We start from the raw sequence: 26,331 nt of genomic DNA on the forward strand, positions 1-26,331 counted from the left end.
CGGCGTCCCCGGCCGCAGGTGACACAACGCCCGTCCGCGCCGAGCTCGTGCTGCCTGAGCAGCGCTCGCCAGGCGGCGGCCAGCCGGCACGCCTCCGCTCCCGCACGCGAAGGAATTCCTGAGGCCCCCGAAGGCTCCGGACCCCGATCCGCAACCGTCGTCCCCAGGACTCCTCGCAAGTATTTTTGTACCCCGTCGGCCACCAGGTGAAACAGCACCGCGTCCACACCACACTACCCCCTTCGTCGAACCTGTGTTCGATTGCAGGGTCAGTTCTACCGGTGGGGTACGACGATTCCGGCGGCGATCGGGAGGATCGCCGCCGGGTTCACTCGGACGGGTGTTAGAGCTTCACCATCGGCACGCTGCCGATCAGCATCAGCCGGACCTTGCCGGCGGCGCCGAAGTCGATCGTCGCGGTCGCGCGCGGGCCGACGCCGTCGCACGAAACCACCGTGCCCAGGCCGTACTTGTCGTGGCTGACGCGGTCGCCGACGTCCAGCTTCAGCGCCACCGTGTCCTTCCAGCCCTTGCCGAACGAGCTGACGCCCGGGGACGAAGACGACGACGAAGACCGGCCGCCCCAGGTGGTCGCCGCCCGCGGGGTGCCCCGCGAACCGCTGCCGAACGAACCGAAGCCGCGGCTCGACGGCTCCAGCCGCCGCCAGTCGACGAGGTCCGGCGGCAGCTCGTCCAGGAACCGCGAAGCCGGGTTCATCGACGGCTGGCCCCACGCCGACCGCGTGATCGCGCGCGAGACGTACAACCGCTTGCGGGCCCGCGTGATCGCGACGTACGCGAGCCGCCGTTCCTCCGCCAGTTCCGTCGGGTCGCCCAAAGCACGCATGTGCGGGAAGACGCCGTCCTCCCAGCCGGTGCAGAACACCACCGGGTACTCCAGGCCCTTCGCGGTGTGCACGGTCATCAGCGTGACCACGCCCGCGCCGCCGTCGCCGTCCTCGCCGCCGTCCGGCGAAGGCACCGAGTCGGCGTCCGCGACCAGCGACACGCGCTCGAGGAACGCGGGCAGCGAACCCGGCGCCGGGACGCCTTCGTCCACGACCAGCTCGGCGTTCTCGTCCGCGACGATCTCGGCGGTGATCTCGGTGAACTCCCGCGCCACCGTGACGAGCTCGTCCAGGTTCTCCACGCGCGTGTGGTCCTGCGGGTCGTCCGACTCCTCGAGCTCGACGCGGTAGCCGGTCTTCTCCAGCACGGCTTCGAGGACGTCGTGCACCTCGGCGCCGGCCGTGATCAGGTCGCCCAGCTCGTCGAGCAGCCCGACGAACCCGCTGATCGCCTTGACCGAGCGCGGGTTCAGCAGCGCCACCTTGCCCTCGACGGCGTCCCGCAGCGCCGCCGCGAACGAGATCCGCTCACGCTCGGCGTGCGTCGCCACGACGGCTTCCGCGCGGTCGCCGATGCCGCGCTTGGGCACGTTCAGCACGCGCCGCAGGCTGACCGTGTCCTCCGGGTTCGCCAGCACGCGCAGGTACGCGATCATGTCGCGGACTTCGCGCCGCTCGTAGAACCGCACGCCGCCGACGACCTTGTACGGCAGGCCGAGCCGGATGAAGATCTCTTCGAAGACGCGGGACTGGTTGTTGGTGCGGTAGAAGACGGCGACGTCGGAGTAGTCGGCCTCGCCCTTCTCCGCCAGCGCGTCGATCTCGTTCGCGACGAACGCGGCTTCGTCGTGGTCGTTGTCCGAGACGTAGCCGACGATCTTCTCGCCGTCGCCCGAATCCGTCCACAGCCGCTTCGCGCGCCGGTTCGGGTTGCGCTCGATGACGGCGTTCGCCGCGGACAGGATCGTCTGCGTGGAGCGGTAGTTCTGCTCCAGCAGGATGGTGTGCGCGTTCGGGAAGTCCCGCTCGAACTCCTCGATGTTGCGGATCGTCGCGCCGCGGAAGGCGTAGATCGACTGGTCCGCGTCACCGACGACGACGAGCTCGGCCGGGTCGACGCCGGCCTCGTTCGGCGCGGTCCCGGCCAGCTCGCGCACCAGTGTGTACTGCGCGTGGTTCGTGTCCTGGTACTCGTCGACCAGCACGTGGCGGAACCGCCGCCGGTAGTACTCGGCGACGGCCGGGAACGCCTGCAGCAGCGAGACCGTGCGCATGATGAGGTCGTCGAAGTCGAAGGCGTTGGCCTGGTTCAGCCGCCGCTGGTACTCGACGTAGACCTCGGCGACGCGGCGCTCGAGGTCGTTGCTCGCGTTCGCCGCCGCCTCTTCGGCGTCGACGAGCTCGTTCTTCAGGTTCGAGATGTGGATGGCCAGCGTGCGCGCGGCGTAGCGCTTCGGGTCGATGTCGAGGTCCCGCGCCACCAAGGTGATCAGCCGCTTGGTGTCGTCGGAGTCGTAGATGGAGAAGCTCGACGACATGTCCAGCGTCTTGGCTTCACGGCGCAGGATCCGCACGCACATCGAGTGGAACGTCGACACCCACATCGCGTTCGCGCGGCGCCCGACGAGCGCGGCGACGCGTTCGCGCATTTCGGCGGCGGCCTTGTTGGTGAACGTGATGGCCATGATCTCGCCCGGGTGCACGCGCCGTTGCCCGAGCAGGTAGGCGATCCGGCGGGTCAGCACCCGGGTCTTGCCCGATCCCGCGCCCGCGACGACCAGCAGCGGGCCACCGGCGTGGGTGACGGCTTCGCGCTGGGCGGGGTTCAGGTCGTCGAGCAGATCGGCCTGCCCGCCGGAAGCGGGCTTGCGCGCGGGGGTCTCGGCGGGGAGATCGAAGAGGGTGTCCATCGTCTGTCCACGCTACCCCGGGCGGGTGGGCTACCGCGGCAGGCGTAGCGGGAGATGTCGCCTGGCGCCCGACGCGCGGCGGCCGCGGCGCGCGGAGCATCGACGGACATGGAAGACACCAGCCCCGCCCGCATCCGGGCCGCCGACGCCGATCGCGAACGCGTCGCCACCACCGTCCAGTCCGCCGGCGCCGAAGGCCGGCTCACCCTCGAAGAGGTCGAAGAGCGCCTCACCCGCGTCTACGCCGCGCGGTTCACCGACGAGCTCGCCGAGCTCACCACCGACCTGCCGCGCCCGGCGCCGCCGCGGCCCGGCTTCCCGCTGACGCGCACGGCTTTGCGGCGTCACCCCGCGCTGCGCGTCCACCTCGCCGTGGTGGTCGCGGTCGCGGTGCTGCTGGTCGTCCGGTGGGCGGTGCTGGGCGCCGGGTTCTTCTGGCCGGCGTTCCCGGTGTTCTGGCTCGCGGTCAGCCTGGTGCTGCACGCGCGGGCGCGCTCGTTCCGTGAGAACGCGCGGACCGCTGTGCCATACTGATTCCATGCGGCACCACGCAGAGCGATTTTTCTACGGGACCCGGACTCCGGCTCCCGTGATCGCGTAGTGCCCAGACCGCCATCACGCCAGCCCCGGAGTCCACGGACCCGGGGCTGTCGCCGTCCCTGGGGCCGGGTCCGGGCCTCGAGGAAGAGGTCCCGATGAACGCACAAGCGACGAACGCCGACGGCCAGCCCGCCGAGCACACCCCCGCGGGCGACGACATCGCGTCGCTGCGGCAGGAGATCGACTGGCTGGACAAGGAGATCCTGCGGCTGGTGAAACGCCGGGTCGAGGTGTCCAAGACGATCGGGGCCGCGCGGATGGCCGCCGGCGGCACGCGGATCGTCTACAACCGCGAGATGGACGTGCTCGCGCGCTACCGCGAGCTCGGCCCCGAGGGCCGCCAGCTGGCCATGGCGCTGCTGAACCTGGGCCGCGGGCGGCTCGGCCGGTAACGGTTGGCCGAATTCGGGGTCTTCCCCGAGGCACCGGCGCCCCCAGTGCGGGCAGACTGGGGGCATGGAGTGGCTCGTGAACCTCATCGCCGTCATCGTCGCGCTCGTGAGCGTGCTGGCCGCGCTGGGCCATGTGGGGTATCTGGCGCTGTTGAACAATGCAGCGGGTAAGCGGGCCGGCGGCGCTCCCGTGGCGCAGTACGTCCGGAGCCGCTGGGCCGTTGCCGGCGGTACCACCGCGGCGTCGCTGTTCGCCTGGCTGCTCACGACCGGGGGAACGACGCTGGACATCCTGGCGATCATCCTCGCGGCGGGTAGCGGCGCGGTGGCGACGAAGGCGCTGCAGTCCACGCGTGACCGTTATCGCACCGGCGGCTGAACCCCGTCTGAACTGGGCTGATGGCGCTGCGTGAAATCGCGCGGCGCCACTTTCGCCCGATCGGTCGCGCCCGACCGAGTGAAACCTCTGCAACTTGCAGCTTCGGGGGCGACTTTCTACGCCGGATGCTCCTAGGGTTGAGGCCGTGAGGACCCTTGCGTCTGGGTCGGGCCCAGCCCGGAAGACGCGCGGGGGCACCGGCCCTGCGCGTCCGGTCTCGCATGCGCGTGCATCTGCGCAGGATTCCGAACAGGATTTCGCTCGTGAGGATGGTGCTCCGATCGGGTTGCTCCGGCGCCGGACGGCGTCAGGACCGGACAGCCTGGTGGTCGAACCCGCATGAGCAACGGCACGGAGTTCCACGGACGCGGTGGCGCGCCCGCGCACCCCGGACGGCACCGGCCGGGAAGCGCGGAGAGCTGGACGCCGCCCCTGCCGCAGCACCGCCCGCCGCGGCATTACGCGGCCGGGCCGCCGGTCGACCCGCCGGTGTCCGGCTCGCTCCCGCTCCCCCAGCCCGCTTCGCCGTGGCGGGACGGCCACCCGTTGCTGCCCCAGCCCCGTGGGGGGCGGCCCGCACCGCCGCTGTTCCCCGCCGCCCACGGCAGTCTTCCCCTCGACGACGCCCCCGAGACCGGCCCGGACACCGGCGAGTCCCGTGAAGAGCAGGCCGCCCGCCGCACCCGGGTCACGCTGGCCACCCCGCGCCCGCGCGACGCCGACCAGGAGGACGACGACGTCCGCGTCTACGCGGTCCCCCCGCTCGACGGGCTCGGCGGCTTCACCATCGGCTCGGTGCCGGCGTCGGTGACCCCGCCGAAAACGTGGCGGAAGGCCGCCTGGTTCGCCACCGGCGCGTCCGGCGCCGTGGTCGTCGGCCTGCTGTGCGCGGGCTCGTTCCTGGTCGGGAAGCCGGCGATGGACCAGTCCGTGCAGGGCTCGTGGCCGGGCTACCAGGGCGTCCCGACCGTCGTCGACCCGACCGGCGAGCCGCCGCCGTCGGAAGGCGGCGGCGCCGCGGGGCCGGACACCGGCACGTCCCGCCCGGCCGACGACGCCTCGGGAACGACCACCAGCGGTGGGGGCGCTGGGCCGGTCGACGGGGTCGTCCCGCCGCCCACCGGCCGCACGAGCAGCGACACCACCGACTCTTCGACCGCCGGCACCACCACGCCGGACGGCACGCCGCGGAAACCACCGGTCACGCCCGCCCAGCGGGAGACCCCGGCCCCGGCGCCGTGGTGGTACTCCTTCCCGCCGGACGCCCAGACCATGGGGGACAACTCCGAGAAGTTCTTCAACACCGTCACCACCGACCCCGGCACGGCGTCCTCGGTGACCACCGGCAACCTCCACGACCAGGGCCCGCAGGCCCTCTCCGAGCGGTACGCGGGCATCGCGTACTTCGAGGTCAAGAAGGTCAGCATCGACCAGCAGCGCGGCGTCACGGTCAACACCGTCGAGGTCACCCACACCGACGGGACCAAGACGACGGAGGAGCGCACGCTGACGTTCGGGGACGGCGACAAGATCACCTCTGACGGCCGGTAACCAAGCCTGCACGTGCGGTTCGCCCGTTCCGATGCACGTGCGGTGCGCCGAGCGGTTATGCCTGGTCCGGGTGGGTGACATAAGCTGCCGCTCGTCGTATCGCGAAGGCATTCCGGCGACGGAGCCTGGTGATGGCCGCCCGCACAGGGTTACCTGACGACAGCGGATCCGGAACCGGCCACGAGTCGGCCGTCCGGACCAACCGGAAGCTCGGCCGAACGGCCGAGTGACCGTCCCCGGAACCCCAGAGCGAGGACTTTCGTGCTTGATCGGCAGCGCACACGGCGTGAGGCACAGCACGCCGTCCGCGTCGAGGACGTGATCCCGGCCGAGATTCTCGACGGTGTCGGCGACGCCGACCGCGACTATCTCGAGCAGGTCTTTCGCGACCCGCAGAAGTTCCTGCCGCCGCGGCCGGAGCCGGTCCGCGAGCCGGAGCAGGCCGAGGACGACGGCGAGCCCGAGAGCCGCTTCGTCCGCCGCGCCAAGCTGGCCGGGCTGCTCGGCGCGGGCGCGCTCGTCGCCAGCGCCGTGGTCTTCGCCCCGCTGCTGACCCAGGCGCACCGCGCCGCCTCCGCCGACGGCCAGTCCACGCCCGCGGGCTTCAGCGGCGCCGCGGAGCTCGGCGGCCTCGCCGTCCCGCAGCACCAGGCCGGCGGCGGCGCCCCGGAGCAGCACGGGACCACCACGCCGGAGACGCACTCCGGCGGCACGCCGTCCTCGAGCGAGGAGCGCTCGGCCGGCAGCCCGCAGCCGCAGGCGGCGCCCAGCACGGCGCACGCGGTGCCGGACCAGGCGGCCGACGCGCGCAGCGCGGCCCGGAAGATCCAGGCCGTCAAGGAGTTCTACGCCGCCATCGCCGAGAACCCGTCCGGCGCGCTGGCCCAGCTGGCCCCGTCGCTGGCCGACGGCGCCGCCGGTGAGCTGGTCCGCACCTGGAGCTCGATGGACGCCATCGACGTCCAGGAGGGCGACACGCAGATCAACCCGGACGGCTCGATCCTCGCGGTCGCGACGCTGCGCCGGCCGGACGGCGGCCTGGTGCGCGTCACCCAGCTGTTCCGGGTCGCGGACAGCGGCGGGTTGATCACCGAGGCCGAGCTCGTCTCGGCCCAGTACATGTAGCCCATTGCGATCACGCCTTCACCCGTGGTTCAAGTGCCCGTACCGGATTCGTGTGCGCAGAGTGAGCGCCTAGCCTTGTCACGCGTCGGTCCCGGAAAAGCCGGCGCACTGCCCACGACATGTGCATACGCTCCAGCCAAGCGGCGTGTGTGTGGCCGCCTCACCAGGCACCGATCCTCACGCCCTGGTGAAGTCGGAGCCCAAAGGGAGGTCGCGTGAGCGACGAGGGTCGTCTGGTCGCCGGTCGATATCGCATCGACGGCCGGATCGGCACGGGCGCGATGGGGGCCGTCTGGCAGGCGCACGACGAGGTCCTGGGCCGCACCGTGGCCATCAAGCAGCTCCTGCTCCAGCCGCACCTGGACGAGCACGACAAGGAAGACGCCCGGCAGCGGACGATGCGCGAGGGGCGGATCGCGGCCCGGCTGCACCACCCGAACGCGATCTCCGTCTTCGACGTCGTCACCGACGACAACGGCCAGCCGTGCCTGATCATGGAGTACCTGAACTCCACCAGCCTGGCCGCCGTGCTGCAGGAACGCCGCACGCTGCCACCGACCGAGGTCGCCCGCATCGGCGCCCAGGTCGCCGCGGCGCTGCGCGAAGCGCACGCGGTCGGGATCGTGCACCGGGACATCAAGCCGGGCAACATCCTGCTCGCCGGCAACGGCACGGTGAAGATCACCGACTTCGGCATCTCCCGCGCCAAGGACGACGTCACGGTCACCAAGACCGGGATGATCGCCGGCACCCCCGCCTACCTGGCCCCCGAGGTCGCCATCGGCGGCGACCCGGGCCCGGAGTCGGACGTCTTCTCCCTCGGCTCGACGCTCTACGCGGCGTGCGAAGGCCAGCCGCCGTTCGGGCTGTCCGAGAACACGCTGAGCCTGCTGCACGCGGTCGCGGCCGGGCAGATCATCCCGCCGCGCCAGTCCGGGCCGCTGGCGAGCGTCCTGGCCGTGCTGCTGCACCCGGACACGCAGCACCGGCCGACCGCCGAAGAGTGCGAAGAGCTGCTCGCCGCCGTCGCGCGGGGTGAGACGCCGCTCGGCGCGCCCGCGGAGGAGACGATGCTGGCGCCGTCCGCCGGTGTCCTCGGCGCGGCCGCCATCGCCGACCCGAACGCGACCCAGATGTTCGACGAGGTCCCCGTCGGCCACTCGGGCACGCTGCTGGGCGAGGCCGCGCCGACCCAGGCCGTGCCGTACTACGACGAGGACGACTACCCGGAAGGCACCGGCTACCCGGAAGACGACTACGACGGCGGCTACCGCCGGTACCCGGACGACGACGAGCACTACCCCGACGGCGTGCCGCCCGGCCTCGCCGCGACCCGCGCCGTCCCGGTGCCGGGGCCCGACCAGGCCCGGTACGCCGACGACGATTACGACGACTACGACGACGAGCCGGTCCCGCCGCCCCCGCCGCGGCGTCCGCAGACCAGCCCGGTCGACGAGGACGACGACGGGAAGCCCGGCGCCTGGAAGCGCCCGGCGATCATCGGCGGCGTTGTCGTCGTGGGCCTGGTCGCGCTGGCCGTCTGGCTGTTGAGCCCGAACAACCCGGAGGCGCCGGCGTCCCCGGTGTCGAGCTCCAGGCCGACGCCCGCCGCGACGTCGGAGTCGCTGCCGTCGACGACGGACGAGCCGACCAGCACCGCGGAGGTGCCGCCGCCGGTCGAGGAGACGACCTCGTCGTCGAAGCGGACGACGTCGCGGCAGACCGAGCCGCAGACGACGCCGAAGACCACGCCGAAGACGACGACTCCGACGACGCCCACGACAGAAACGAAGCCGACCGACACCGGCACCGAGACGTCGACGCCACCTAGTCCGTAACCCGAGGTTTGAGTTGAGTTCCGAAGGCACCATCGTCGGCGGCCGGTTCCGGCTGGACCAGCCGATCGGCCGTGGCCGCGCGGGCATCGTGTGGCTGGCGTTCGACACGCGGCTGTTCCGCACCGTCGCGATGAAGCGGATGTACCTGCCGGTCGGCGGCGGTGACCGCGCCGAGCAGGCGCGCGCGGCCGCCATGCAGGAGGGCAAGGACGCGGCGCGGATCGAGCACCCGTCCGCGATCAAGGTGTTCGACGTGCTCCCCGACGGCCAGGACGTCTGGCTGGTGATGGAGTACATCCCGTCGCGCAGCATGGCGACGTTCCTCGCCGAGCACGGCCGGCTCACCCCCGACCAGGCGGCGGCGCTGGGCATCCAGCTCGGCAACGCGCTCGCCGCGATCCACGCGGCCGGGTTCGTGCACCGCACGCTCGAGCCGGGCACGGTGCTGCTGGCCGACGACGGCGGGGTGAAGCTCACCGACATCGGCATCAGCGGCGGCGGGCCGCACGCGGCGTACGTGGCGCCGGAGGTCTCGCGCGGGCTGCCGCCGACGCCGGCCGCGGACGTCTTCTCCCTCGGCGCGACGCTCTACACCGCGGTCGAAGGGGTGCCGCCGTTCGGGGACGACGGGCAGTCGTCCGAGCGGCCGCCGCAGAACGCGGGGGTCCTCACCGAGGCGCTGCGCAAGATGCTGCGGATGGACCCGACCACCCGGCCGACGATGTCCGACACGGTCCGTTCGCTGAGCGCGATCACCGAAGGCCGGGAGACGGCGTTCATCCCGCCGACCGCGCCCGGGCTGCCGCCCCCGCCAACCCCTCCGTTCAACCCGGCACACACCCCGGCGCCACCGTCGGGGCCGCAGTTCCAGCAGCAGATGCCGCTGCCGCCGTCCGGGGTTTCCGCGGCGGAGGAGACGCAGCGGATGCAGCCGGTGGCGCGGCCGCAGGCGACGCAGTACGCGCCCCCGCCGGTCCCCCAGCCGCAGCAGGCGGGCGGGGACGAGTGGAACCTGCCGGTGTCGAAGAAGACGCTGATCACCGTGGCCGCGATCCTGGCGGCGGTGCTGGTCGGCATCCTCGTCTCGGAGCTGTTCTTCGTCTAAGCGACCTTCGCCGTCGCCTCACGCATCGCTTCGAGCAGGGTGCGGACGGCCGGCTGCCCCCACGCGCGTGACGCGACGGCGGCGTGGATCGACCGGATCGGCTCCGGGTTGCGGATCCGGCGCACGACGATGCCGGAGTTCTGCGAGCCGAGGCCGAGCTCGGGGATCAGGGCGACGCCGATGCCGGCGGCCACGAACCCCTGCGCCGTCTGGTAGTCCTCGGACTCGACGACGACGTTCGGCGCGAAGCCGGCCTGCGCACACGCGCCTAGCAGGATGTCGCGGCAGATGCCGGGCAGGCCGTCGACGCCGACCCACGGCTCGTCGGCGAACTCGGTCAGGTCGAGCACCCGCTTGCGGGCCAGCGGGTGCGCCCGCGGCAGCACCGCGCGGTACGGGTCGTCGAGCAGGTGCACCAGCTCGACACCCTTGCTGGGCGGCGTCCGGCGCGGGAACACGGTGATCGCGACGTCCGCGTCCCCCGATTCGACGTCGGCCAGCGGGTCGAGCGGCTCGACGAGCTTGAGGTCGAGGTGGATGCCGGGGTGCTCGCGGCGGACCGCGGCGATGGCGGGCGGGACCAGCGACGCGCCCGCCGTCGCGAAGTAGCGGACGGCGACGCGGCCGATGCGGCCCTCCTTGAGCTCGGTCAGCGCGGCCTCGGCCTTCGCCAGCTCGGCGCTCAGCGTCTCGGCGTGCTCGGACAGCAGCGCGCCCGCCGGGGTCGGCCGGACGCCGCGGCCGACCCGTTCGAGCAGTTCGGTGCCGGCTTCGCGTTCCAGCGCGGAAAGCTGCTGGCTGATCGCGGACGGCGTGTACCCCAGGTTGCGGGCCGCGGCGGTGATCGACCCGCTGGTGATCACGGCGCGGAGGACCTGCATGCGGCGGACGTCGAGCATGCCCAGATCGTACAGCTGAGCTTAAGGGTTCCTGCAGTTATTTTCGCTTGTCCTTACGTCTTTCCGCGACGAAGCTCGGGTCGATCGTCGAAGGAGGACATGGGGTGGGCGAGACGAAGACCCTGCTCAGGATCGCCGCGCTGGCGCTGATGTGGGGTTCGAGCTTCTTTTGGATCAAGCTGGGGCTGGGGATGTTCTCGCCGGTGCAGCTCGTGCTGGCGCGGCTCGTGCTCGGCGCGGCGATGCTGCTGGTGCTGTGCCGCCTGCAGCGGGCGCGCCTCCCGCGTGACCGGCGGTTGTGGGGGCACCTGACGGTCGCGGCGTTCTTCCACAACGCGCTGCCGTTCCTGCTGTTCGCGGTCGGTGAGACGACCGTCGACTCCGGGATCACCGGCGTGCTGAACTCGACCACCCCGCTGTGGGTGCTGCTCGCGGCGCCGATGATGGGGACGTCGTCGCGGATGACCGGGACGCGGCTGGCGGGGCTCCTGGTGGGGCTCGGCGGGATCCTGCTGATCTTCGCGCCGTGGCAGGCGTCGGGCCTGCTGAGCTGGGGCGCGCTGGCGTGCCTCGCGGCGGCGGCGAGCTACGGCTTCGCGTTCGTCTACGAGGGCAAGTACCTGTCGGGGACGTCGACGTCGCCGTACGCGCTCTCGGCCGGGCAGATGCTGCTGGCCAGCGGGTTCCTGCTGCTGGCGCTGCCGGCGGGCGGGTTCACGCCGGTGCACTTCCAGCTCGGGCCGCTGCTGGCGATCCTGGTGCTCGGCATCGGCTCGACCGGCATCGCGTTCGCGCTGAACTACCAGCTGCTGGCGAGCGAAGGCGCGGTCGCGGCCTCGGTCGTCGGGTACCTGCTGCCGGTGGTCTCGGTGCTGCTGGGCGCGGTGTTCCTCGGTGAGCAGCTGAACGCGCGGGTGATCGCGGGCATGGTCGTCGTGCTCGGCGGGGTCGCGCTGACCCGGCTGCCCAAACGAGCACCGGTGGAGCCGGTGCTGGAACGCGTCTGACCGTCAACGGCATCGCGGAGTGCGGACGGAAACGGCACAGGCCATTGCGGTCGGGATCTTGTCCAGTGTGGTGGCTTCGACGCTGTGGATCCTGATCCTCAGCCGCCTTACCCCGAAGATGATCATCGCGCCCGAAATCGCCGAGGATCCGAGTTCAGGCATCTTCCGCATCAAGGTGGTGACCATGAGCCGTCGCGCCGCGGTGGACTTGCGCGTCGAGGCTCACCTCGTGACTTCGGTCGGCGCCAAGGGCGGAAGGATCAATCGGCGCATGAACCTCGATTGCGGGAACCTTCCGCTCGTCCTCCCTCGTCGGGACCGTACGAGCGCGGAGTACGACAACGAAGTGACCGGTATGGGAAAGATGTTCGAGCGGCGCTACCACCACCGAGGCTCCGAAATCGTCACGGGCAGCTTCGTCCACGGAGAAGAAATGACGGTCGTGCCCGAAGAAGCTCAGACGAGACGGCGGTCGGAGGCCCAGCGGGAGAGCTCGTAGCGGTTCGAAAGCTGGGTCTTCCGCAGCACGCTCGACACGTGCGTCTCGACGGTCTTCACCGAGATGAACAGCTCCGACGCGATCTCCTTGTACGCGTACCCGCGCGCCAGCAGGCGCAGGACGTCGCGCTCGCGGGGTGTCAGCAGGTCGAGCTCCGGGTCGTTGATCGGGGCCGAGCCCGGGCGGTCGGCGAACGCGTCCAGCACGAACCCGGCCAGCCGCGGGGAGAACACCGCGTCGCCGTCCGAGACGCGGACCACCGCGCGGACCAGCTCCTTCGACGAGATCGTCTTCGTCACGTAGCCGCGCGCGCCGGCGCGGATGACCGCGATGACGTCCTCTGCCGCGTCGGACACCGAGAGCGCCAGGAACACGACGTCCGGCAGCTCGGGGCGGACGCGGCGCAGCACCTCGGCGCCGCCGCCGTCGGGCATGTGGACGTCGAGCAGCACCACCTGGGGCTTCGTGCGCGCGATTCCGGCGACCGCCTCGGCGACCGAACCGGCCTCGCCGACCACGCGGACCTCGTCGGTGATCGAGTCGAGCTCGGTGCGGACCCCGGCGCGGAACAGCGCGTGGTCGTCGACGAGGAACACCTTGACCGGTTCCCGCTGGTTGTCCGTCACGACTCTCCCTCGCTAGCCCTGAGCCCCGAGCATAGCCGCCTCACGCGGCCCCCTTGCCCGCTTTCACCGGCATGGCGAGCTGCACTTCGGTGCCCTCCCCCGGCGCGGTGCGCACCTTGCACGTGCCGCCGTGGCGGGTCATCCGGCCGCGGATCGAGTCGGCGAGGCCGTGGCGGTCGTCCGGGACCAGGTCGGGGTCGAAACCCTTGCCGCGGTCGCGGACGAACACCGTGACCGACGTCGGCTCGACCTCGGCGAAGACGCTGACCTCCTCGACCCCGGCGTGCTTGGCGGCGTTGACGATCGCCTCCCGCGCGGCCTGGACCAGCGCGACCAGGGACTCGTCCAGCTCGGCGTCGCCGACGACCACCTGGCCGACCGAGATCGCGAAGGTGTCTTCGACCTCGCCGCACGCCGTCGCGAGCGCTTCGGACAGCTGCCCGGCGGCCTGGGTCTCCTCGGCCTTCTCGACGGGCTTGCCGTAGCCGTTGGGGCCGTAGAGCCAGCCGCGCAGCTCGCGTTCCTGGCTGCGGGCCAGCCGCGCGACCTCGCGCGGCTGCTCGCTCTGCTTCTGGATCAGCGCGAGCGTCTGCAGCACGGAGTCGTGCAGGTGCGCGGCGATCTCGGCGCGTTCGTCGGTGCGGATGCGGGCCTTGCGCTCGTCGGAGAGGTCCCGGACCAGCCGCAGCCAGAACGGCACGGTCAGCACGGCGACCCCGATGAGCGTCGCGATGACGGCGATGAGCGCGAACTGGACCTGGTCGAGGGTGCCGCTGCGCAGCACGACGACGGTGATGCCGGTGATCACCAGCGCGACGCCGGCGACGATCCGGATCGCGGCCGACCAGCCGCCGCCCCCGAGGAACGCGCCCGCGAAGCCGTCCTTCGCGCCGACCCGCCAGCGGCGGCGCTGCGACTCGTCGGCCTCCCGCCAGACGACGGCGAGACCGAGCATCGCGACGGCCAGCGGCACGGCGACCCAGCCGCTGATGAACCCGGTGAGCGTCCCGCTGGCGACGGCGAGACCGACGCCCAGCGCGATCAGGCCGAACGCCTGCTGGCGCTCCTTCGGCTTGGGCTCTTCCGCGGCTTCTTCGGACTGCTGCTGGACGAACACCCAGAGCAGGCCGTAGGCGAGCAGGCCGGCGCCGTTGAGCGCGGCCAGCAGCGCGAACGCCGTGCGCACCCAGAGGACCGGCACGCCGAGGTGGTCGGCGAGACCACCGGCGACCCCGGCGATCGCGCGGCCGGACCGGCGCCGGAACATCTTGGGCGCGGCCTGGTCGGCCGGGACCACCGGCTGTTCGGCGGTGACCTTCTCGAGGGACTCCTGCACGTGACCCATCGTCACACGCGGGCACGAGGGGTTCCATCGGGGAAACCCCTGAACCGCCACCGACCCCGGGAACCCGGCTCCGGGAAACCTCAGGGACCATCCCGGATGTCCCCGCGGACGCCGTCCAGCAGACTTTTCGTCATGAGTGGTGCGAGCGAAACGCGGTCGTCGAACGCCTTGAACGGCTTCGAAGAGACCGTCAAGGACTTCTGGGCCAGCCGGCCGCGGCGGCCGCACGCCGGGCGCAAGGTCGCCGGTGTCGCCGCGGGGATCGGCCACCGGTACGGCATCGACCCGGTCGTGGTGCGGATCGCGCTGGTGGTCGCGACGATCTTCGGTGGTTTCGGTCTGACCTTCTACCTGCTGGCCTGGCTGTTCCTGCCGGGCGAGAGCGACGACGTGTCCGGCTTCGAAGGCCTGATCGGCCGGGGCCGCTCGTCGGTGTCGCCGGCGTTCGCCGTGGTGCTGGCGATCCTCACCGTCGCGAGCGCCGGGGGCACGTTCAGCTCCACCTGGTTCGACGGCGGCGGGCTGATCGGTTTTGCGCTCATCGCCACCGCTCTCTATCTGCTGCACCGCAACCGCGGCCACCTGAACCGGCCCGCGCCGGTCGTCGCGCGGTCGCGGTCCGGAGCCTTCACCGGGAACGGAGCCTTCACCATGACCGACACTGCGACCGCCGAGGCGAAGTCGCCGGCGCAGGGCTGGGACCCCCTCGCCGCCGACCCGGCCGGCTGGGACCTGCCCGAGGCGCCGGCGGCGCACGAACCGCCGCCGCCCGTGCCGCCGTCGTCCTACCAGCGCCCGGAGCGGCGCCGGAACTCGAAGGTGGGCTCGGTGACCTTCGCGCTCGCCGTGCTGACCGCCGGCGGCGGCGTGCTGGCGAACCTCAACGGCGCGAGCTGGTTCTCCGCGCAGCACGTCATCGGCCTGGTCCTCGGCGTGGTCGGGATCGGCCTGGTCACCGGCGCCTTCGTCCGGGGCGGGCGCGGCCTGATCGGGCTCGCGGTGCCGCTGGCGATCGCCGGGATGATCCTGACGACCGCGCCGTTCCAGAACTTCAACGTCCGCGGCGGGGTCGGCGACCTCAACGAGACACCGCGCGCGGTGACCGAGCTGAAGCCGCTCTACCAGCACGCGGCGGGCGACATCGACCTCGACCTGACCAAGCTGCCGGCCGGGCTGCCGATCACCACCAACGTGGTCAACGGCGCGGGCGACACCACCATCACCGTGCCGGCGACGGCGGACGTCACCTACGACTGCCACACCGGCGCGGGCAAGGCCGAGTGCTTCGGCCGCTCGACCGACGGCATCAGCCAGGAGACGCTGTCCGGGACCGACAACGGCACCGACGGCGTCGGCGGCCAGAAGATCACCCTGCACGTGTCGAACAGTGTGGGCAACGTGGAGGTGCGGCGTGACTGACCAGAGCCCTTACGCCTACGACAACCCGGCCGAGAGCCGGCCCGCCAGGCGCGGCGGCCTGGACGTCTTCACCCTGATCGTCGGGGTCGCGACGCTGCTGATCTCCGCCTACGTCCTCTCGGACGGCGCGAGCTGGCTGCCGCACTTCGACTTCCGCTGGGTGATCGCGGGCGGCGCGGTGTTCGTGGGGCTGCTGCTCCTCGGCGCGTCGTTCGGCAAACGCCGGCGTTAGAACCGAAAACCACCACTCTCTCGAGGCCCTGGATCCCACGCCAGGGCCTCGAGTCCTGTCTGGGCCCTTATTCCCACTCGATGGTGCCCGGCGGCTTGGACGTCACGTCCAGGACCACCCGGTTGACCTCCGCCACCTCGTTGGTGATGCGGGTGGAGATCCGCTCGAGGACGTCGTAGGGCAGGCGTGTCCAGTCCGCGGTCATCGCGTCTTCCGACGACACCGGGCGCAGCACGACCGGGTGGCCGTACGTCCGGCCGTCACCCTGGACGCCGACACTGCGGACGTCCGCGAGCAGGACCACCGGGCACTGCCAGATGCTGCGGTCCAGCCCCGCCGCGGTCAGCTCCTCGCGGGCGATCAGGTCGGCCGCGCGCAGGGTGTCGAGGCGTTCCTGGTCGACCGCGCCGATGATGCGGATGCCCAGGCCGGGGCCGGGGAACGGCTGGCGCTGGACGATCGTCTCCGGCAGCCCCAGCTCCAGGCCGACGCGCCGGACCTCGTCCTTGAACAGCAGCCGCAGCGGCTCGACCAGCTCGAACTGCAGGTCGTCCGGCAGGCCGCCGACGTTGTGGTGGCTCTTGATGTTGGCCGTGCCCTCGCCGCCGCCGGACTCGACGACGTCCGGGTACAGCGTGCCCTGGACCAGGAAGCGGTAGTCGCCCTTCGCCTTGAGGTCGCGCTCGGCCTGCTCGAAGACGCGGATGAACTCGCGGCCGATGATCTTGCGCTTCTGCTCCGGGTCGGTGACACCGGCGAGCGCGTCGAGGAACCGCTCGCGCGCGTCGATCGTGACGAGGTTGACCCCGGTGGCGGCGACGAAGTCGCGCTCGACCTGGGTGCGCTCCCCCGCCCGCAGCAGGCCGTGGTCGACGAACACGCAGGTCAGCCGGTCGCCGATGGCGCGCTGCACGAGCGCGGCGGCGACGGCGGAGTCGACACCGCCGGAGAGGCCGCAGATCGCGCGGCCGTCGCCGATCTGGTCGCTGATCCGCCGGACCTGCTCCTCGACGATCGACGACGTCGTCCACTGCGGCTTGATGCCCGCGATGTCGTGCAGGAACCGGCGCAGCACCTCCTGGCCGTGCGGCGAGTGCGCGACCTCCGGGTGGTACTGGACACCGGCGAAGCGGCGCTCGACGTCTTCGAAGCCGGCGACCTCGGCGCCGTCGGAGGACGCGGTGACGACCGAACCCTCCGGGGCCTTGGTGACGCTGTCGTTGTGGCTCATCCACGCGGGCTGGTGCGCGGGCAGGCCGGCGTGCAGGACCCCGCCGTCACCGGTCACGCGGACCTCGGTGCGGCCGAACTCGCGGACGCCGGTCGGCTCGACGACCCCGCCGAGCGCGCTGGCGAGCAGCTGGTGGCCGTAGCAGATGCCGAAGATCGGGACACCCGCTTCGGTGAGCTTCGGGTCCATGCCCGGGGCGCCTTCGGCGTACACGCTCGAGGGGCCGCCGGAAAGGATGATCGCCGCGGGGTTCTTCGCGAGCAGCTCCTCGACGGACGCGCTGTGCGGGACGACCTCCGAGTAGATCTGCGCCTCCCGGACGCGCCGGGCGATCAGCTGCGCGTACTGCGCCCCGAAGTCCACGACGAGAACCGGACCGGTGGGGTTGGGCACCTGAGGACCTCCTGGCAGCGGCGGGATTCGCCTCCATCGTCCCAGGTGGGCCGGGTCACCCGGGTCCCGGCCCCGGTTGCGAACGAGGACAGCGGGTGTCCGCGACGAGTCCTACGGTCTCGGTATGGCTGTGAACTGGACGAAGGAACTGACCGACCAGCTCGACTTCCACTGGACGGTGCACACGCGCCCGAAGCTCGAGGGGCTCACCGACGACGAGTACTTCTGGGAGCCGGTCCCGGACTGCTGGACCGTGCGGCCCCGGAAGTCGGACGACGAGTTCGGCACGGGCCCGTTCACCATCGACTTCGCCTTCCCTGAGCCGGTCCCGCCGCCGGTCACGACGATCGCGTGGCGGCTCAGCCACATCCTGGTCGGCGTCCTCGGCATGCGGACGGCGTCGCACTTCGGCGGCCCGCCGATGAGCTACGACGACTACCCGTACCCGGGCACGGCGGCGGAGGCGATGGCCCTGCTGGACGAGTACTACGCCCGGTGGCTCGAAGGCGTGCGCTCACTGGACGACGAGGGCCTCGCGCGGGCGTGCGGACCGGCGGAGGGGCCGTACGCGAAGGAGCCGATGGCGACGCTGGTCCTGCACATCACCCGCGAGATGATCCACCACTGCGCCGAGCTGCTCCTGCTGCGCGACCTCTACCGCGCCCGGTCGGTGTAACACCGAGTCACGATCAGTCCGACTCACGGGGTGAGGCCTGACCAAGGCCGACTGCCGCCGAGGGGACCGTGGATGCTCTACCGACTCTGCCCTCCCGGCCGCGTGACCTGGTGCGACGTGCCCGGGTACGCGGTCTGCCGCGCCGACGACCAGCCGCTGCCCGACTGGGAACGGCTGTCCTGGCTGCCCGCCGAAGCGCGTGCGTTCAGCAACGACCTGCTGCGGATCGCCGTGCGCTACGGCGTCCGGTCGGACCGCGGGATCGTCCTCGACGCCCGGCACACCGTGGACCTGGGCCGCGCCGACGAGCTGCGCTGCGACCTGATCGCGGCCGGCCACGCCCGGACGGGCGCCGGCGCGCGGGTGGCCGTCGAGGCGGACCTCCGGGCCTGGGAACGCACCGAGGCGGCGGCCCGCGCGGCCGAGGAGGACCTCGCCGAGCTGCTCGCGGTGCCGGTGCAGACCCACCTGGTCGAGCACTGGCACCGCCTCGGCGGGCTGACGCCGTCGTGAGTGGCAATTCGGGTTAGAACCCTAATCGCCACTCACGACCGGCCGCGGCAGGAACAGGAAGCCGAGGGCCATGCCGAGCAGGCAGGGCAGGCCGTGGTTGTCGTGCAGCACCGTGTCGACGACGGCCAGCACCGGCACGGCCCACGCCCACACCCGCAGCCGCGTCGGCAGCACGATCCCGCGCCGGCCCGCGGTCAGGAGCACCGTCGTCAGGCCGCCGACGAGCCCGGCCACGCACATCGAGTTGCCCGCGCCGACCGGGTTCAGCCAGACGTAGCTCATGACCTGGCCGAACAGTCCGCAGCCGAGGTAGAGCGACAGCCACGCGACCCGGCCGAAGACGCGCTCCGCGAAGAAGCCGGCCACCGCGAGCGCGACGAGGTTGAAGACCAGGCCGGACGCCCAGCCGTCCTGGAAGAACATGCCCGTGACCAGGCGGTACCACTGGCCGTCGTTGATGCGGGCCGCGTCACGGACAACGGCGTCGTAGAGCGGCCGGTGGACCAGCTGCGCGACGCCGCACGCCAGCGTGACCGCGAAGACCACCGCCGTCAGGAGCGGGGCCCGGGTCCCGGTGAACAGGTCGCGGGGTGCGGTGCGCGTCGTCATGGACGAAAATCTAGGCGCGCCACCGGCGTCGCACCCCCGACGTTTGTCACGAACCACCACGGAAAGGCCCAGCCATGCGAGCGACAGTCATCTACGGCGCCGGCGACGTACGGGTCGAGACCGTCCCGGACCCGAAGCTGGCGGAGCCGACCGACGTGGTCCTGCGGGTCGTGCGGTCCTGCATCTGCGGCAGCGACCTCTGGCCGTACGCCGACATGCCGCCCCGCGAGCACGGCCGCCGCATCGGGCACGAGTTCCTCGGGATCGTCGAGGAGACCGGCGCCGACGTCACCACGGTGAAGAAGGGCGACCTCGCCGTCGCGCCGTTCGTCTGGTCCGACAACACCTGCGAGTTCTGCCGCGAAGGCCTCCAGACGTCGTGCCTGCACGGCGGCGGCTGGGGCGCGAAGGGCGTCGACGGCGGCCAGGGTGAGGCCGTGCGCGTCCCGCAGGCCGACGGCACCCTCGTCAAGCTCCCGCACACCGAGGACGACGACCTGCTCGCGTCGATGCTGACGCTGTCGGACGTCTTCTCGACCGGCCACCACGCCGCCACGAAGGCGCGGGTCAGCGAGGGCCAAAACGTCACGGTCATCGGCGATGGCGCCGTCGGCCTCTCCGCCGTGCTCGCCGCGAAGCGCCTCGGCGCCGACCGGATCGTCCTGATGGGACGCCACCAGGCCCGCACCGACCTCGGCCGCGAGTTCGGCGCGACCGACGTCGTCGCCGAGCGCGGGGACGAAGGCATCGAGAAGGTCCGCGAGCTGACCGGCGGCCAGGGCACGCACGCCGTCCTCGAATGCGTCGGCACGAAGGGCGCCTTCGAAATGGGCGTCGGGGTCGTGCGCCCGGGCGGCGCGGTCAGCCGGGTCGGGCTGCCGCAGTACGAAGAGGGCCCGATCGGCGTGTCGGTGTTCCGGCGCAACGTCACCGTCACCGGCGGGGTCGCGCCCGCGCGGCACTACATCCCCGAGCTGCTGCCGGACGTCCTCGAGGGCAAGTTCCAGCCCGGCCGGGTGTTCGACCGGACGATCGACGTCGAGGGCGTGCCGGACGGCTACCGCGCGATGGCGGACCGCGAGGCGCTGAAGGTGCTCATCAAGCCGTGACCCGTCCGGGTGGGGGTCCGCCGGCCGGACCGCCACCCGGATTACGTTGGTACACATGGACATGATCACCCCCGAGCCGCGCCCCGCCTGGATCGCCGGCCGCCCCGAGCCGGGCGCCACCACCCTCGTTGTGCACCACCCGTACGACGGCAGCGAGGTCGCCACGGTCGCCGTGCCCGGGCCGGAGCAGGTCGAGCGCGCGGTGGCCGCCGCGGTCGCCGTCGCCCGTGAGCTCCGCGGCACTCCCGCGCACGTCCGCGCGGGCGCGCTCGACCACGTCTCGCGCACGCTCGCCGCGCGGGCCGAGGAGATCGCCGAGGTGATCACGGCGGAGAACGGCAAGCCGCTCAAGTGGGCCGAGGCCGAGGTCGGCCGCGCGGTGTCGGTGTTCCGCATCGCCGCCGAGGAGGCCCGCCGGTTCGCCGGTGACGTCCAGCGGCTGGACACGGACCCCGCGGGCGAGGCGCGGCTGGCGCTGACCCGGCGGGTCCCGCGCGGGCCGGTGCTCGGCATCGCGCCGTTCAACTTCCCGCTCAACCTGGTGGCGCACAAGGTCGCGCCGTCGCTGGCGATCGGCGCGCCGATCATCGTCAAGCCGGCGCCGCGGACTCCGCTCTCGGCGCTGATCCTCGGGGAGATCCTGGCCGAGACGGACCTGCCGGAAGGCGCGTTCTCCGTGCTGCCGCTGGGAAACGAGGAGACGCAAGCACTCGTCGCCGACCCGCGGCTGCCGGTGGTGTCCTTCACCGGGTCCGGGCCGGTCGGCTGGTCGCTGAAGGACGCCGCGCCGCGCAAGCACGTCGTGCTCGAGCTCGGCGGCAACGCGGCCGCCGTCGTCCTGCGGGACTGGCCGGACCCCGAAGGCGCCGCGCACCGCATCGCGACCTTCGGCAACTACCAGGCGGGGCAGTCCTGCATCGCCGTGCAGCGGGTGATCGTCGACGCCGCCGTCGCGGACGAGTTCGTGCCCGCACTGCTGGAAGCCGTGGAGGCGCAGCGGACCGGCGACCCGTACGACCGCGCCACCGACGTCGGCCCGGTGGTCGACGAAGCCGCCGCCGAGCGGATCATTGCGTGGGTCGACGAAGCCGTCGAGGCGGGCGCGAAGGTGCTCACCGGCGGCACCCGCGACGGCGCGACCGTCGCGCCGACCCTGCTCACCGACGTCCCGGCGGGCACGAAGGCCTGGGACGAAGAGATCTTCGGGCCGGTGCTCGCGGTGTCCGTTGTGGACGGTGTGGACGCGGCCTTCCGGTCGGTCAACGAATCCGCGTACGGGCTGCAGGCCGGCGTGTTCACCGCCGACGTCCAGCTGGCGTTCCACGCCTCGGCCGAGCTGGAGGTCGGCGGCGTGATCATCGGGGACGTCCCGTCCTACCGCGCCGACCAGATGCCCTACGGCGGCGTCAAGGGTTCCGGCGTCGGCCGCGAAGGGGTGCTCGCCGCGATGCACGACCTCACCGAGGAGCGCGTCACGGTGTTCACCGGCATCGACCTCTAGATCTGGACGCTCTGCCCGAACCGGAAGACGTTCAAGGGGTCGTACTTCTTGCCGACGTCCCCGAGCCGCTTCACGTTGTCGCCGTAGTAGGCGGTCTTCCAGTCGGGCAGAGCCGGGTCGATGTAGTTGACGTAGCCGCCGCCCGCGCCGGCCGCGTCGAGGCCCGCGACGACGTCGGCGACCGACTGGGCCGCCTTCGCCCGCGTCTTCGCCGTCGCCTGCGTGTAGACCTGCACGCTCGCGAGGGCGTCGCGGTGCCAGAACGCCGTCGCGTCCTTCGCCGGTTCGCCGACCTTCCCGCCGAGGCCGTCGATGAGCAGGTCGGTGCCGGTGCGGCCGTCGGCGATCGCGACGATCTTCGCGGCGTCGACCGGGGCCGTGATGATCCGCGACGACCCGAGGAAGGTCTGGCGGGCCGAGCTGCCCTCGAAGTACTTCATCGCGCCGAGGTAGTCGAGGCTCTTGACGGTCCGCTGGGTCGGGCGCGCGCCGGAGTTGGTGGTCAGGTTGTTCAGCAGCGTGTTCAGCCCGGGCGCGTTGCCGACGTAACAGCCGCTGACCCGGCACTGCACCGGCGAGCCGCCCGACAGCACCAGGTTCGCCCAGAGCTCCGGCGGCATCGCGGGGATCCACTGCTGCCACGCGGTGAGCACGTCGGCCGCGGAGCCGGCCGGGAAGCGCAGCGAGAACACCGTGAGGTTCGGCGCCGGATCGGTGTCGAAGGTGAACTCGGTGACGATGCCGAAGTTGCCGCCGCCCCCGCCGCGCAGCGCCCAGAACAGGTCCGGCTCGGACGTCGCGGACGCCGTCAGCAGCTTGCCGTCGGCCGTGACGACCTGCGCCGAGCTCAGGTGGTCGCAGGTCAGGCCGTACTTGCGGGCGAGCACGCCGATGCCGCCGCCGAGGGTCAGCCCGGCGATGCCGACCGTCGGGCAGGAGCCGGCGGGCAGCGCGCGCCCGGCCCCGCCGAGCCCGGCGTAGACGTCCTTGAGCTTCGCACCGGCGCCGATCACGGCCTTGGTGCCCTGGATGTCCACTTTGTTCAGCGCGGCCAGGTCGACGACCAGCCCGCCCTCCGGCGCCGAGTAACCGGCGTAGCTGTGGCCGCCGCTGCGCGCGGCGATGGTCACGCGGCCCGCGGCGGCCTGGACGGCCGCCTGGACGTCCTGCGGTGTCGACGCCGTCACCACGGCGACCGGGTTGTTGCCGTCGAAGAGCGGGTTGAACGCGCGCTTGGCCGTGTCGTAGGTGTCGTCGCCCGGCCGCAGCAGGTTGCCGGTCAGCTTGCTGCGCAGGTCGTCCCAGTTCGGCGGGCCGGTGGGCAGCCGCGTCGAGGGCGGCGCGGAGGTGGTCGGCGCGGACGTCGCGCTCGAGGCGACGGGCGAGGTGGGGCCACCCGGCCCGCACGCGGCGGCGACGGCGCCGGCGGCCGACACCCCGGCGACACGCAGGAACGTCCTCCGGTCCAGGTCCATACGGTGGGGGACGTGCGGCCGTCCGGCGGGTTGCCCGGTCATCGGGCCGGCCTGCTCACGTTGTCCACATCGGACTCCTCGCTGCCGGGGACGCCCAGTCTAGGTCGGCGGGCCGTCGTCAACATCTCGACCGGCCCTACGACCTACACGGCGGCGGCGCGCGCGGCGTTCAGGACCAGGCGGGGATCCGCGGCACGGCACCGTCCAACGCGGACCCGTCGGTGCGGCCGCTGAGCCAGGCCAGCAGCTGGCCGGCGGTCCCGGAGACGGTCGCCCCCGGCGCGGCGCCCATCGTCCACTCCCCGGTGCCCTCGGCGACCAGGCGAAGCGCGGGCAGGTGCGCGCTCCGCGAGGTGATGGCGTGCTGGACGACGTCCTCGGCGAGCGGGCCGAGCAGGCCGAGCACCCGGTCGAGGTCGTACCCGCGGTCGAGGTCGGCGAGGTGGATGGTCAGCTCGGACAGCCGCATCCGCGCGACGACGGCCCCGGTGACGGGCGCACCCTGCCGGTTGCGGGCCTCCCGCGCCCAGCCGTCGTCCGGCATCGCGGCGGCGTACTTCTCGAACCGCGCGGCCGAGGAGACGAAGTCGGCGAGGAGGTCGGCGGCCCCGTGCCGGGAGGAGGCCTCGATGTCGGTTTCGCGCGCTTCGGCGCTGGCGTACATCTGCGTCTCGACCCCGGTGTTCGCCCAGACGAGCAGGTTCCGCAGGCCATCGGCGTTCCGGGCGACGTGGGCGAGAACATGCGCCCGAGTCCAGTCCGGCAACGCACTGGACGCGCGCAGCTCGGGTTCCCCGAGGCCACCGATGGCCCGGGCCCATTCGTCGTCGAGCTTCCGTACCCCGCCGAGCAGCGCGTGCGCCTTCTCGAATGCCGTCACGGCCTCGAGTCTAGGAGGTCCGGCGCCTCACCGGGGCCGCCCACGCGACCCGCTCCGGACGACACGCGTACCCAGCCGGACGACACGCGCGGCGTCACGAAGTCCGGCGCAGGGCGGCGGGCGCGTCGGCCGGAACCGCCGGGTTCTTCGGGGCGATCGGCGCCAACCGGACATACGACGCGTCCTGCGTGGGGCGCTCGTCCGTCTCGCCCTTGTTCGGCCAGAACGAGAATGCCCGCTCGGCCTGGGCCGTGATCGTCAACGACGGGTTCACGCCCAGGTTCGCCGTGATCGCCGCGCCGTCGACCACCGACAGGCCCGGGTAGCCGAACACCCGGTGGTACGGGTCGATCACGCCCTCCTCGGCCGTCGCGCCGATCGGGACGCCGCCGATGAAGTGGGCCGTCAGCGGGATGTCGAAGATCTCGCCCCACGTGCCGCCCGCGAGGCCGCCGATGCGCTCGGCCGTGCGTTCGTTCGCCTCGTGGCCCGCCGGGATGAAGCTCGGGTTCGGCTCGCCGTGGCCCTGCTTCGACGTGTACTTGCGTCGGCCGAACAGCCCGCGCCGCGTGTACGTCGTGATCGAGTTGTCCAGGCTCTGCATCACCAGCAGGATCACCGTGCGCTCGCTCCAGCGGTAGCCGTTGAGCAGCTTCGCCGTCTGGACGGGGTGCTTGACCATGAAGCTGACCGCCTGCCGCCAGCGCGGCACCGGCGACGCGCCGTCCGTGGCGATCGTCTGCAGCAGGCTCATCGCGTTGCTGCCCTTGCCGTAGCGGACCGGCTCGATGTGGGTGTTCTCGTCCGGGTGGATCGACGACGTGATCGCGACCCCGCGGCTGAAGTTCCGGCTCTCGTCGACGTCGGTCCGGGCCGCGCCGATGATCGCCTCGGAGTTCGTGCGGGTCAGCTCGCCGAGCCGGCGCGACAGCTTCGGCAGCGTGCCGGTGTCCTTCAGCTTGTGCAGCAGGTTCTGGGTGCCCCAGGTGCCGGCCGCGAAGACGACCTTTCCGGCGGTGATCGTCGTCCGGAAGCGCCGGGACGTCGTGCCCGTCTTCTTCAGGTCGACTTCGTACCCGCCCTCGACCGGCCGGACCGAGGTGACCGTCGTCAGCGGGATGACCTTCGCGCCGTCCTGCTCCGCGAGGTACAGGTAGTTCTTGACCAGCGTGTTCTTCGCGCCGACGCGGCAGCCGGTCATGCACGAGCCACACTCGGTGCAGCCGGTCCGCGCGGGGCCCGCGCCGCCGAAGTACGGGTCGGCCGCCTTCGCCCCGGGCTTGCCGAAGTAAACGCCGACGGGCGTCGCGTGGAAGGAGTCGGCGACACCCATGTCCTTCGCGACGTCGCGCATCACGACGTCGGACGGCGTGATGGTCGGGTTCGTGACCACGCCGAGCATCCGGCTGGCCTGGTCGTAGTGCGGCGCGAGCTCGGACTCCCAGTCCGTGATGTGCGACCACTGGCGGTCGGCGTAGAACGGCTTCAGCGGCCGGTACAGCGTGTTCGCGTAGACGAGCGACCCACCGCCGACGCCCGCGCCCGCCAGGACCATGACGTCGTTGAGCATGTGGATGCGCTGGATGCCGTAACAGCCGACCTGCGGCGCCCAGAGGTAGCGCTTGAGGTCCCAGGACGTCTTCGCGAACTCGTCGTCGGCGAACCTCCGCCCGGCCTCGACGACGGCTACGCGGTAGCCCTTCTCAGTGAGCCGCAGCGCCGCGACGCTGCCGCCGAACCCCGACCCCACCACGACGACGTCGTAGTCGGGTTCGCCTGCGCCGGTGGTGGTGTTACTGGCAGTCACACCTTGAGCGTAACCCGGGGTTCCCGTCCTGACCAGAGGTAAGTTACTGGCCAGTCACCCTTCTGGACGCTTTCACGGCGCCCGGAAGTGGGTATCTATCGAAGTGCTCGATGTCCACGTCGGCGATTCACCGCTGAGCGGGACACGAATCCAGGAGGCACCACGATGAGCCCGCAGCAGCAGCTCACCGGTTGGCGCAAGTCGAGCCACAGCCACTTCGAGGAGAACGCCTGCGTCGAGATCGGCGCCGCCCCCGGCGTGGTCGGGGTGCGGGACACCAAGCAGCCGGCGCCCCGCCCGATCCTCGTCTACTCGGAAGCGGCCTTCGGCGCGTTCCTCGCGCACGTCACCGGGCAGTAGTC

The 26,331-nt window shown here is 72.1% G+C and carries 25 protein-coding genes; 16 read left to right on the forward strand and 9 right to left on the reverse strand.

The genetic code is table 11. From position 1 onward, the window contains the following. Positions 1–343 precede the first annotated feature (343 nt). Positions 344–2,758, reverse strand: a complete 2,415-nt coding sequence (gene pcrA / locus ACZ63J_RS11515) for a DNA helicase PcrA (protein WP_465335880.1) — start codon at positions 2,756–2,758, stop codon at positions 344–346. 108 nt (positions 2,759–2,866) lie between these two features. Between pcrA and ACZ63J_RS11520 the strand changes: the two genes are divergently transcribed. The 7 genes from ACZ63J_RS11520 (at position 2,867) to ACZ63J_RS11550 (ending at position 9,748) form a co-directional block, all read left to right on the forward strand. Further along, on the forward strand, positions 2,867–3,292 hold the full coding sequence (locus ACZ63J_RS11520) for a DUF1707 SHOCT-like domain-containing protein (protein ID WP_465405763.1): 426 nt from the start codon (positions 2,867–2,869) through the stop codon (positions 3,290–3,292). A gap of 161 nt (positions 3,293–3,453) precedes the next feature. Next, a complete protein-coding gene (locus tag ACZ63J_RS11525; RefSeq protein WP_328445366.1) occupies positions 3,454–3,750 on the forward strand; it encodes a chorismate mutase in 297 nt (98 codons plus the stop codon). 64 nt (positions 3,751–3,814) lie between these two features. Next, the gene (locus tag ACZ63J_RS11530) at positions 3,815–4,129 is read left to right on the forward strand and encodes a hypothetical protein (RefSeq protein WP_465335882.1); all 315 of its coding nucleotides are present in this window, start codon (positions 3,815–3,817) and stop codon (positions 4,127–4,129) included. A 339-nt stretch (positions 4,130–4,468) separates the two neighbouring features. Continuing rightward, positions 4,469–5,680: a hypothetical protein gene (locus ACZ63J_RS11535; RefSeq protein ID WP_465405765.1), complete on the forward strand. Its 1,212-nt coding sequence runs from the start codon at positions 4,469–4,471 to the stop codon at positions 5,678–5,680. A gap of 261 nt (positions 5,681–5,941) precedes the next feature. Continuing rightward, complete coding sequence (locus ACZ63J_RS11540) at positions 5,942–6,805, forward strand: hypothetical protein (RefSeq protein WP_465405767.1); 864 nt, start codon at positions 5,942–5,944, stop codon at positions 6,803–6,805. A gap of 215 nt (positions 6,806–7,020) precedes the next feature. Further along, entirely contained in the window at positions 7,021–8,643 is a 1,623-nt protein-coding gene (locus ACZ63J_RS11545; RefSeq protein WP_465405769.1) for a serine/threonine-protein kinase, read from the forward strand. A gap of 13 nt (positions 8,644–8,656) precedes the next feature. Continuing rightward, positions 8,657–9,748 (forward strand): serine/threonine-protein kinase, encoded by a 1,092-nt coding sequence (locus tag ACZ63J_RS11550; RefSeq protein ID WP_465335886.1) that lies wholly within the window; start codon positions 8,657–8,659, stop codon positions 9,746–9,748. On the opposite strand, the gene ACZ63J_RS11555 is transcribed toward ACZ63J_RS11550, so the two are convergent. Further along, entirely contained in the window at positions 9,745–10,647 is a 903-nt protein-coding gene (locus ACZ63J_RS11555; RefSeq protein ID WP_465308827.1) for a LysR family transcriptional regulator, read from the reverse strand. The genes ACZ63J_RS11550 and ACZ63J_RS11555 overlap by 4 nt on opposite strands. Before the next feature lie 104 nt (positions 10,648–10,751). On the opposite strand from ACZ63J_RS11555, the gene ACZ63J_RS11560 reads away from it, so the two are divergent. After that, the gene (locus tag ACZ63J_RS11560; RefSeq protein ID WP_465405770.1) at positions 10,752–11,654 is read left to right on the forward strand and encodes a DMT family transporter; all 903 of its coding nucleotides are present in this window, start codon (positions 10,752–10,754) and stop codon (positions 11,652–11,654) included. Positions 11,655–11,673: 19 nt separating this feature from the next. Then, a complete protein-coding gene (locus ACZ63J_RS11565) occupies positions 11,674–12,153 on the forward strand; it encodes a hypothetical protein (RefSeq protein ID WP_465405772.1) in 480 nt (159 codons plus the stop codon). On the opposite strand, the gene ACZ63J_RS11570 is transcribed toward ACZ63J_RS11565, so the two are convergent. Then, positions 12,111–12,779 carry a response regulator gene (locus tag ACZ63J_RS11570; protein WP_465405774.1) on the reverse strand — a complete coding sequence of 223 codons (669 nt, stop codon included), beginning with the start codon at positions 12,777–12,779 and terminating at the stop codon, positions 12,111–12,113. The genes ACZ63J_RS11565 and ACZ63J_RS11570 overlap by 43 nt on opposite strands. A gap of 40 nt (positions 12,780–12,819) precedes the next feature. Next, the gene (locus ACZ63J_RS11575; protein WP_465335888.1) at positions 12,820–14,124 is read right to left on the reverse strand and encodes a PspC domain-containing protein; all 1,305 of its coding nucleotides are present in this window, start codon (positions 14,122–14,124) and stop codon (positions 12,820–12,822) included. 132 nt (positions 14,125–14,256) lie between these two features. Between ACZ63J_RS11575 and ACZ63J_RS11580 the strand changes: the two genes are divergently transcribed. Then, positions 14,257–15,543, forward strand: coding sequence for a PspC domain-containing protein (locus ACZ63J_RS11580; protein WP_465405776.1), 1,287 nt, complete (start codon positions 14,257–14,259; stop codon positions 15,541–15,543). Beyond that, positions 15,536–15,775: a hypothetical protein gene (locus ACZ63J_RS11585; protein ID WP_465405778.1), complete on the forward strand. Its 240-nt coding sequence runs from the start codon at positions 15,536–15,538 to the stop codon at positions 15,773–15,775. The genes ACZ63J_RS11580 and ACZ63J_RS11585 overlap by 8 nt, the downstream gene beginning before the upstream one ends. Before the next feature lie 67 nt (positions 15,776–15,842). On the opposite strand, the gene guaA is transcribed toward ACZ63J_RS11585, so the two are convergent. After that, on the reverse strand, positions 15,843–17,399 hold the full coding sequence (gene guaA, locus ACZ63J_RS11590) for a glutamine-hydrolyzing GMP synthase (protein WP_465335891.1): 1,557 nt from the start codon (positions 17,397–17,399) through the stop codon (positions 15,843–15,845). Between the two features lie 124 nt (positions 17,400–17,523). Here guaA and ACZ63J_RS11595 point away from each other — a divergent pair, with 124 nt between their 5' ends. After that, on the forward strand, positions 17,524–18,075 hold the full coding sequence (locus ACZ63J_RS11595) for a DinB family protein (protein ID WP_465405780.1): 552 nt from the start codon (positions 17,524–17,526) through the stop codon (positions 18,073–18,075). Between the two features lie 72 nt (positions 18,076–18,147). Continuing rightward, the gene (locus ACZ63J_RS11600; RefSeq protein WP_465335893.1) at positions 18,148–18,588 is read left to right on the forward strand and encodes a hypothetical protein; all 441 of its coding nucleotides are present in this window, start codon (positions 18,148–18,150) and stop codon (positions 18,586–18,588) included. 21 nt (positions 18,589–18,609) lie between these two features. Here ACZ63J_RS11600 and ACZ63J_RS11605 read toward each other — a convergent pair whose 3' ends face one another. After that, on the reverse strand, positions 18,610–19,197 hold the full coding sequence (locus ACZ63J_RS11605) for a rhomboid family intramembrane serine protease (RefSeq protein WP_465405782.1): 588 nt from the start codon (positions 19,195–19,197) through the stop codon (positions 18,610–18,612). 74 nt (positions 19,198–19,271) lie between these two features. Here ACZ63J_RS11605 and ACZ63J_RS11610 point away from each other — a divergent pair, with 74 nt between their 5' ends. Together ACZ63J_RS11610 and ACZ63J_RS11615 are read left to right on the forward strand one after the other, a co-directional pair. Beyond that, the gene (locus ACZ63J_RS11610; protein ID WP_465335896.1) at positions 19,272–20,306 is read left to right on the forward strand and encodes a zinc-dependent alcohol dehydrogenase family protein; all 1,035 of its coding nucleotides are present in this window, start codon (positions 19,272–19,274) and stop codon (positions 20,304–20,306) included. A gap of 55 nt (positions 20,307–20,361) precedes the next feature. Then, positions 20,362–21,807 carry an aldehyde dehydrogenase family protein gene (locus ACZ63J_RS11615; RefSeq protein WP_465405784.1) on the forward strand — a complete coding sequence of 482 codons (1,446 nt, stop codon included), beginning with the start codon at positions 20,362–20,364 and terminating at the stop codon, positions 21,805–21,807. Here the strand turns inward: ACZ63J_RS11615 and ACZ63J_RS11620 are convergent. The 3 genes from ACZ63J_RS11620 to ACZ63J_RS11630 form a co-directional block, all read right to left on the reverse strand. Then, positions 21,804–23,324, reverse strand: coding sequence for an FAD-binding oxidoreductase (locus tag ACZ63J_RS11620; protein ID WP_465405786.1), 1,521 nt, complete (start codon positions 23,322–23,324; stop codon positions 21,804–21,806). The two genes, ACZ63J_RS11615 and ACZ63J_RS11620, sit on opposite strands and share 4 nt — an antisense overlap. Positions 23,325–23,451: 127 nt before the next feature. Then, positions 23,452–24,162, reverse strand: a complete 711-nt coding sequence (locus tag ACZ63J_RS11625) for a maleylpyruvate isomerase N-terminal domain-containing protein (protein WP_465405788.1) — start codon at positions 24,160–24,162, stop codon at positions 23,452–23,454. Positions 24,163–24,256: 94 nt separating this feature from the next. Continuing rightward, the gene (locus ACZ63J_RS11630; RefSeq protein ID WP_465405790.1) at positions 24,257–25,969 is read right to left on the reverse strand and encodes an FAD-dependent oxidoreductase; all 1,713 of its coding nucleotides are present in this window, start codon (positions 25,967–25,969) and stop codon (positions 24,257–24,259) included. 165 nt (positions 25,970–26,134) lie between these two features. Here ACZ63J_RS11630 and ACZ63J_RS11635 point away from each other — a divergent pair, with 165 nt between their 5' ends. Further along, on the forward strand, positions 26,135–26,329 hold the full coding sequence (locus tag ACZ63J_RS11635) for a DUF397 domain-containing protein (RefSeq protein WP_465335901.1): 195 nt from the start codon (positions 26,135–26,137) through the stop codon (positions 26,327–26,329). The last annotated feature ends 2 nt before the right edge of the window (positions 26,330–26,331 follow it).

It is taken from the genome of Amycolatopsis sp. NPDC104863, assembly GCF_055582965.1.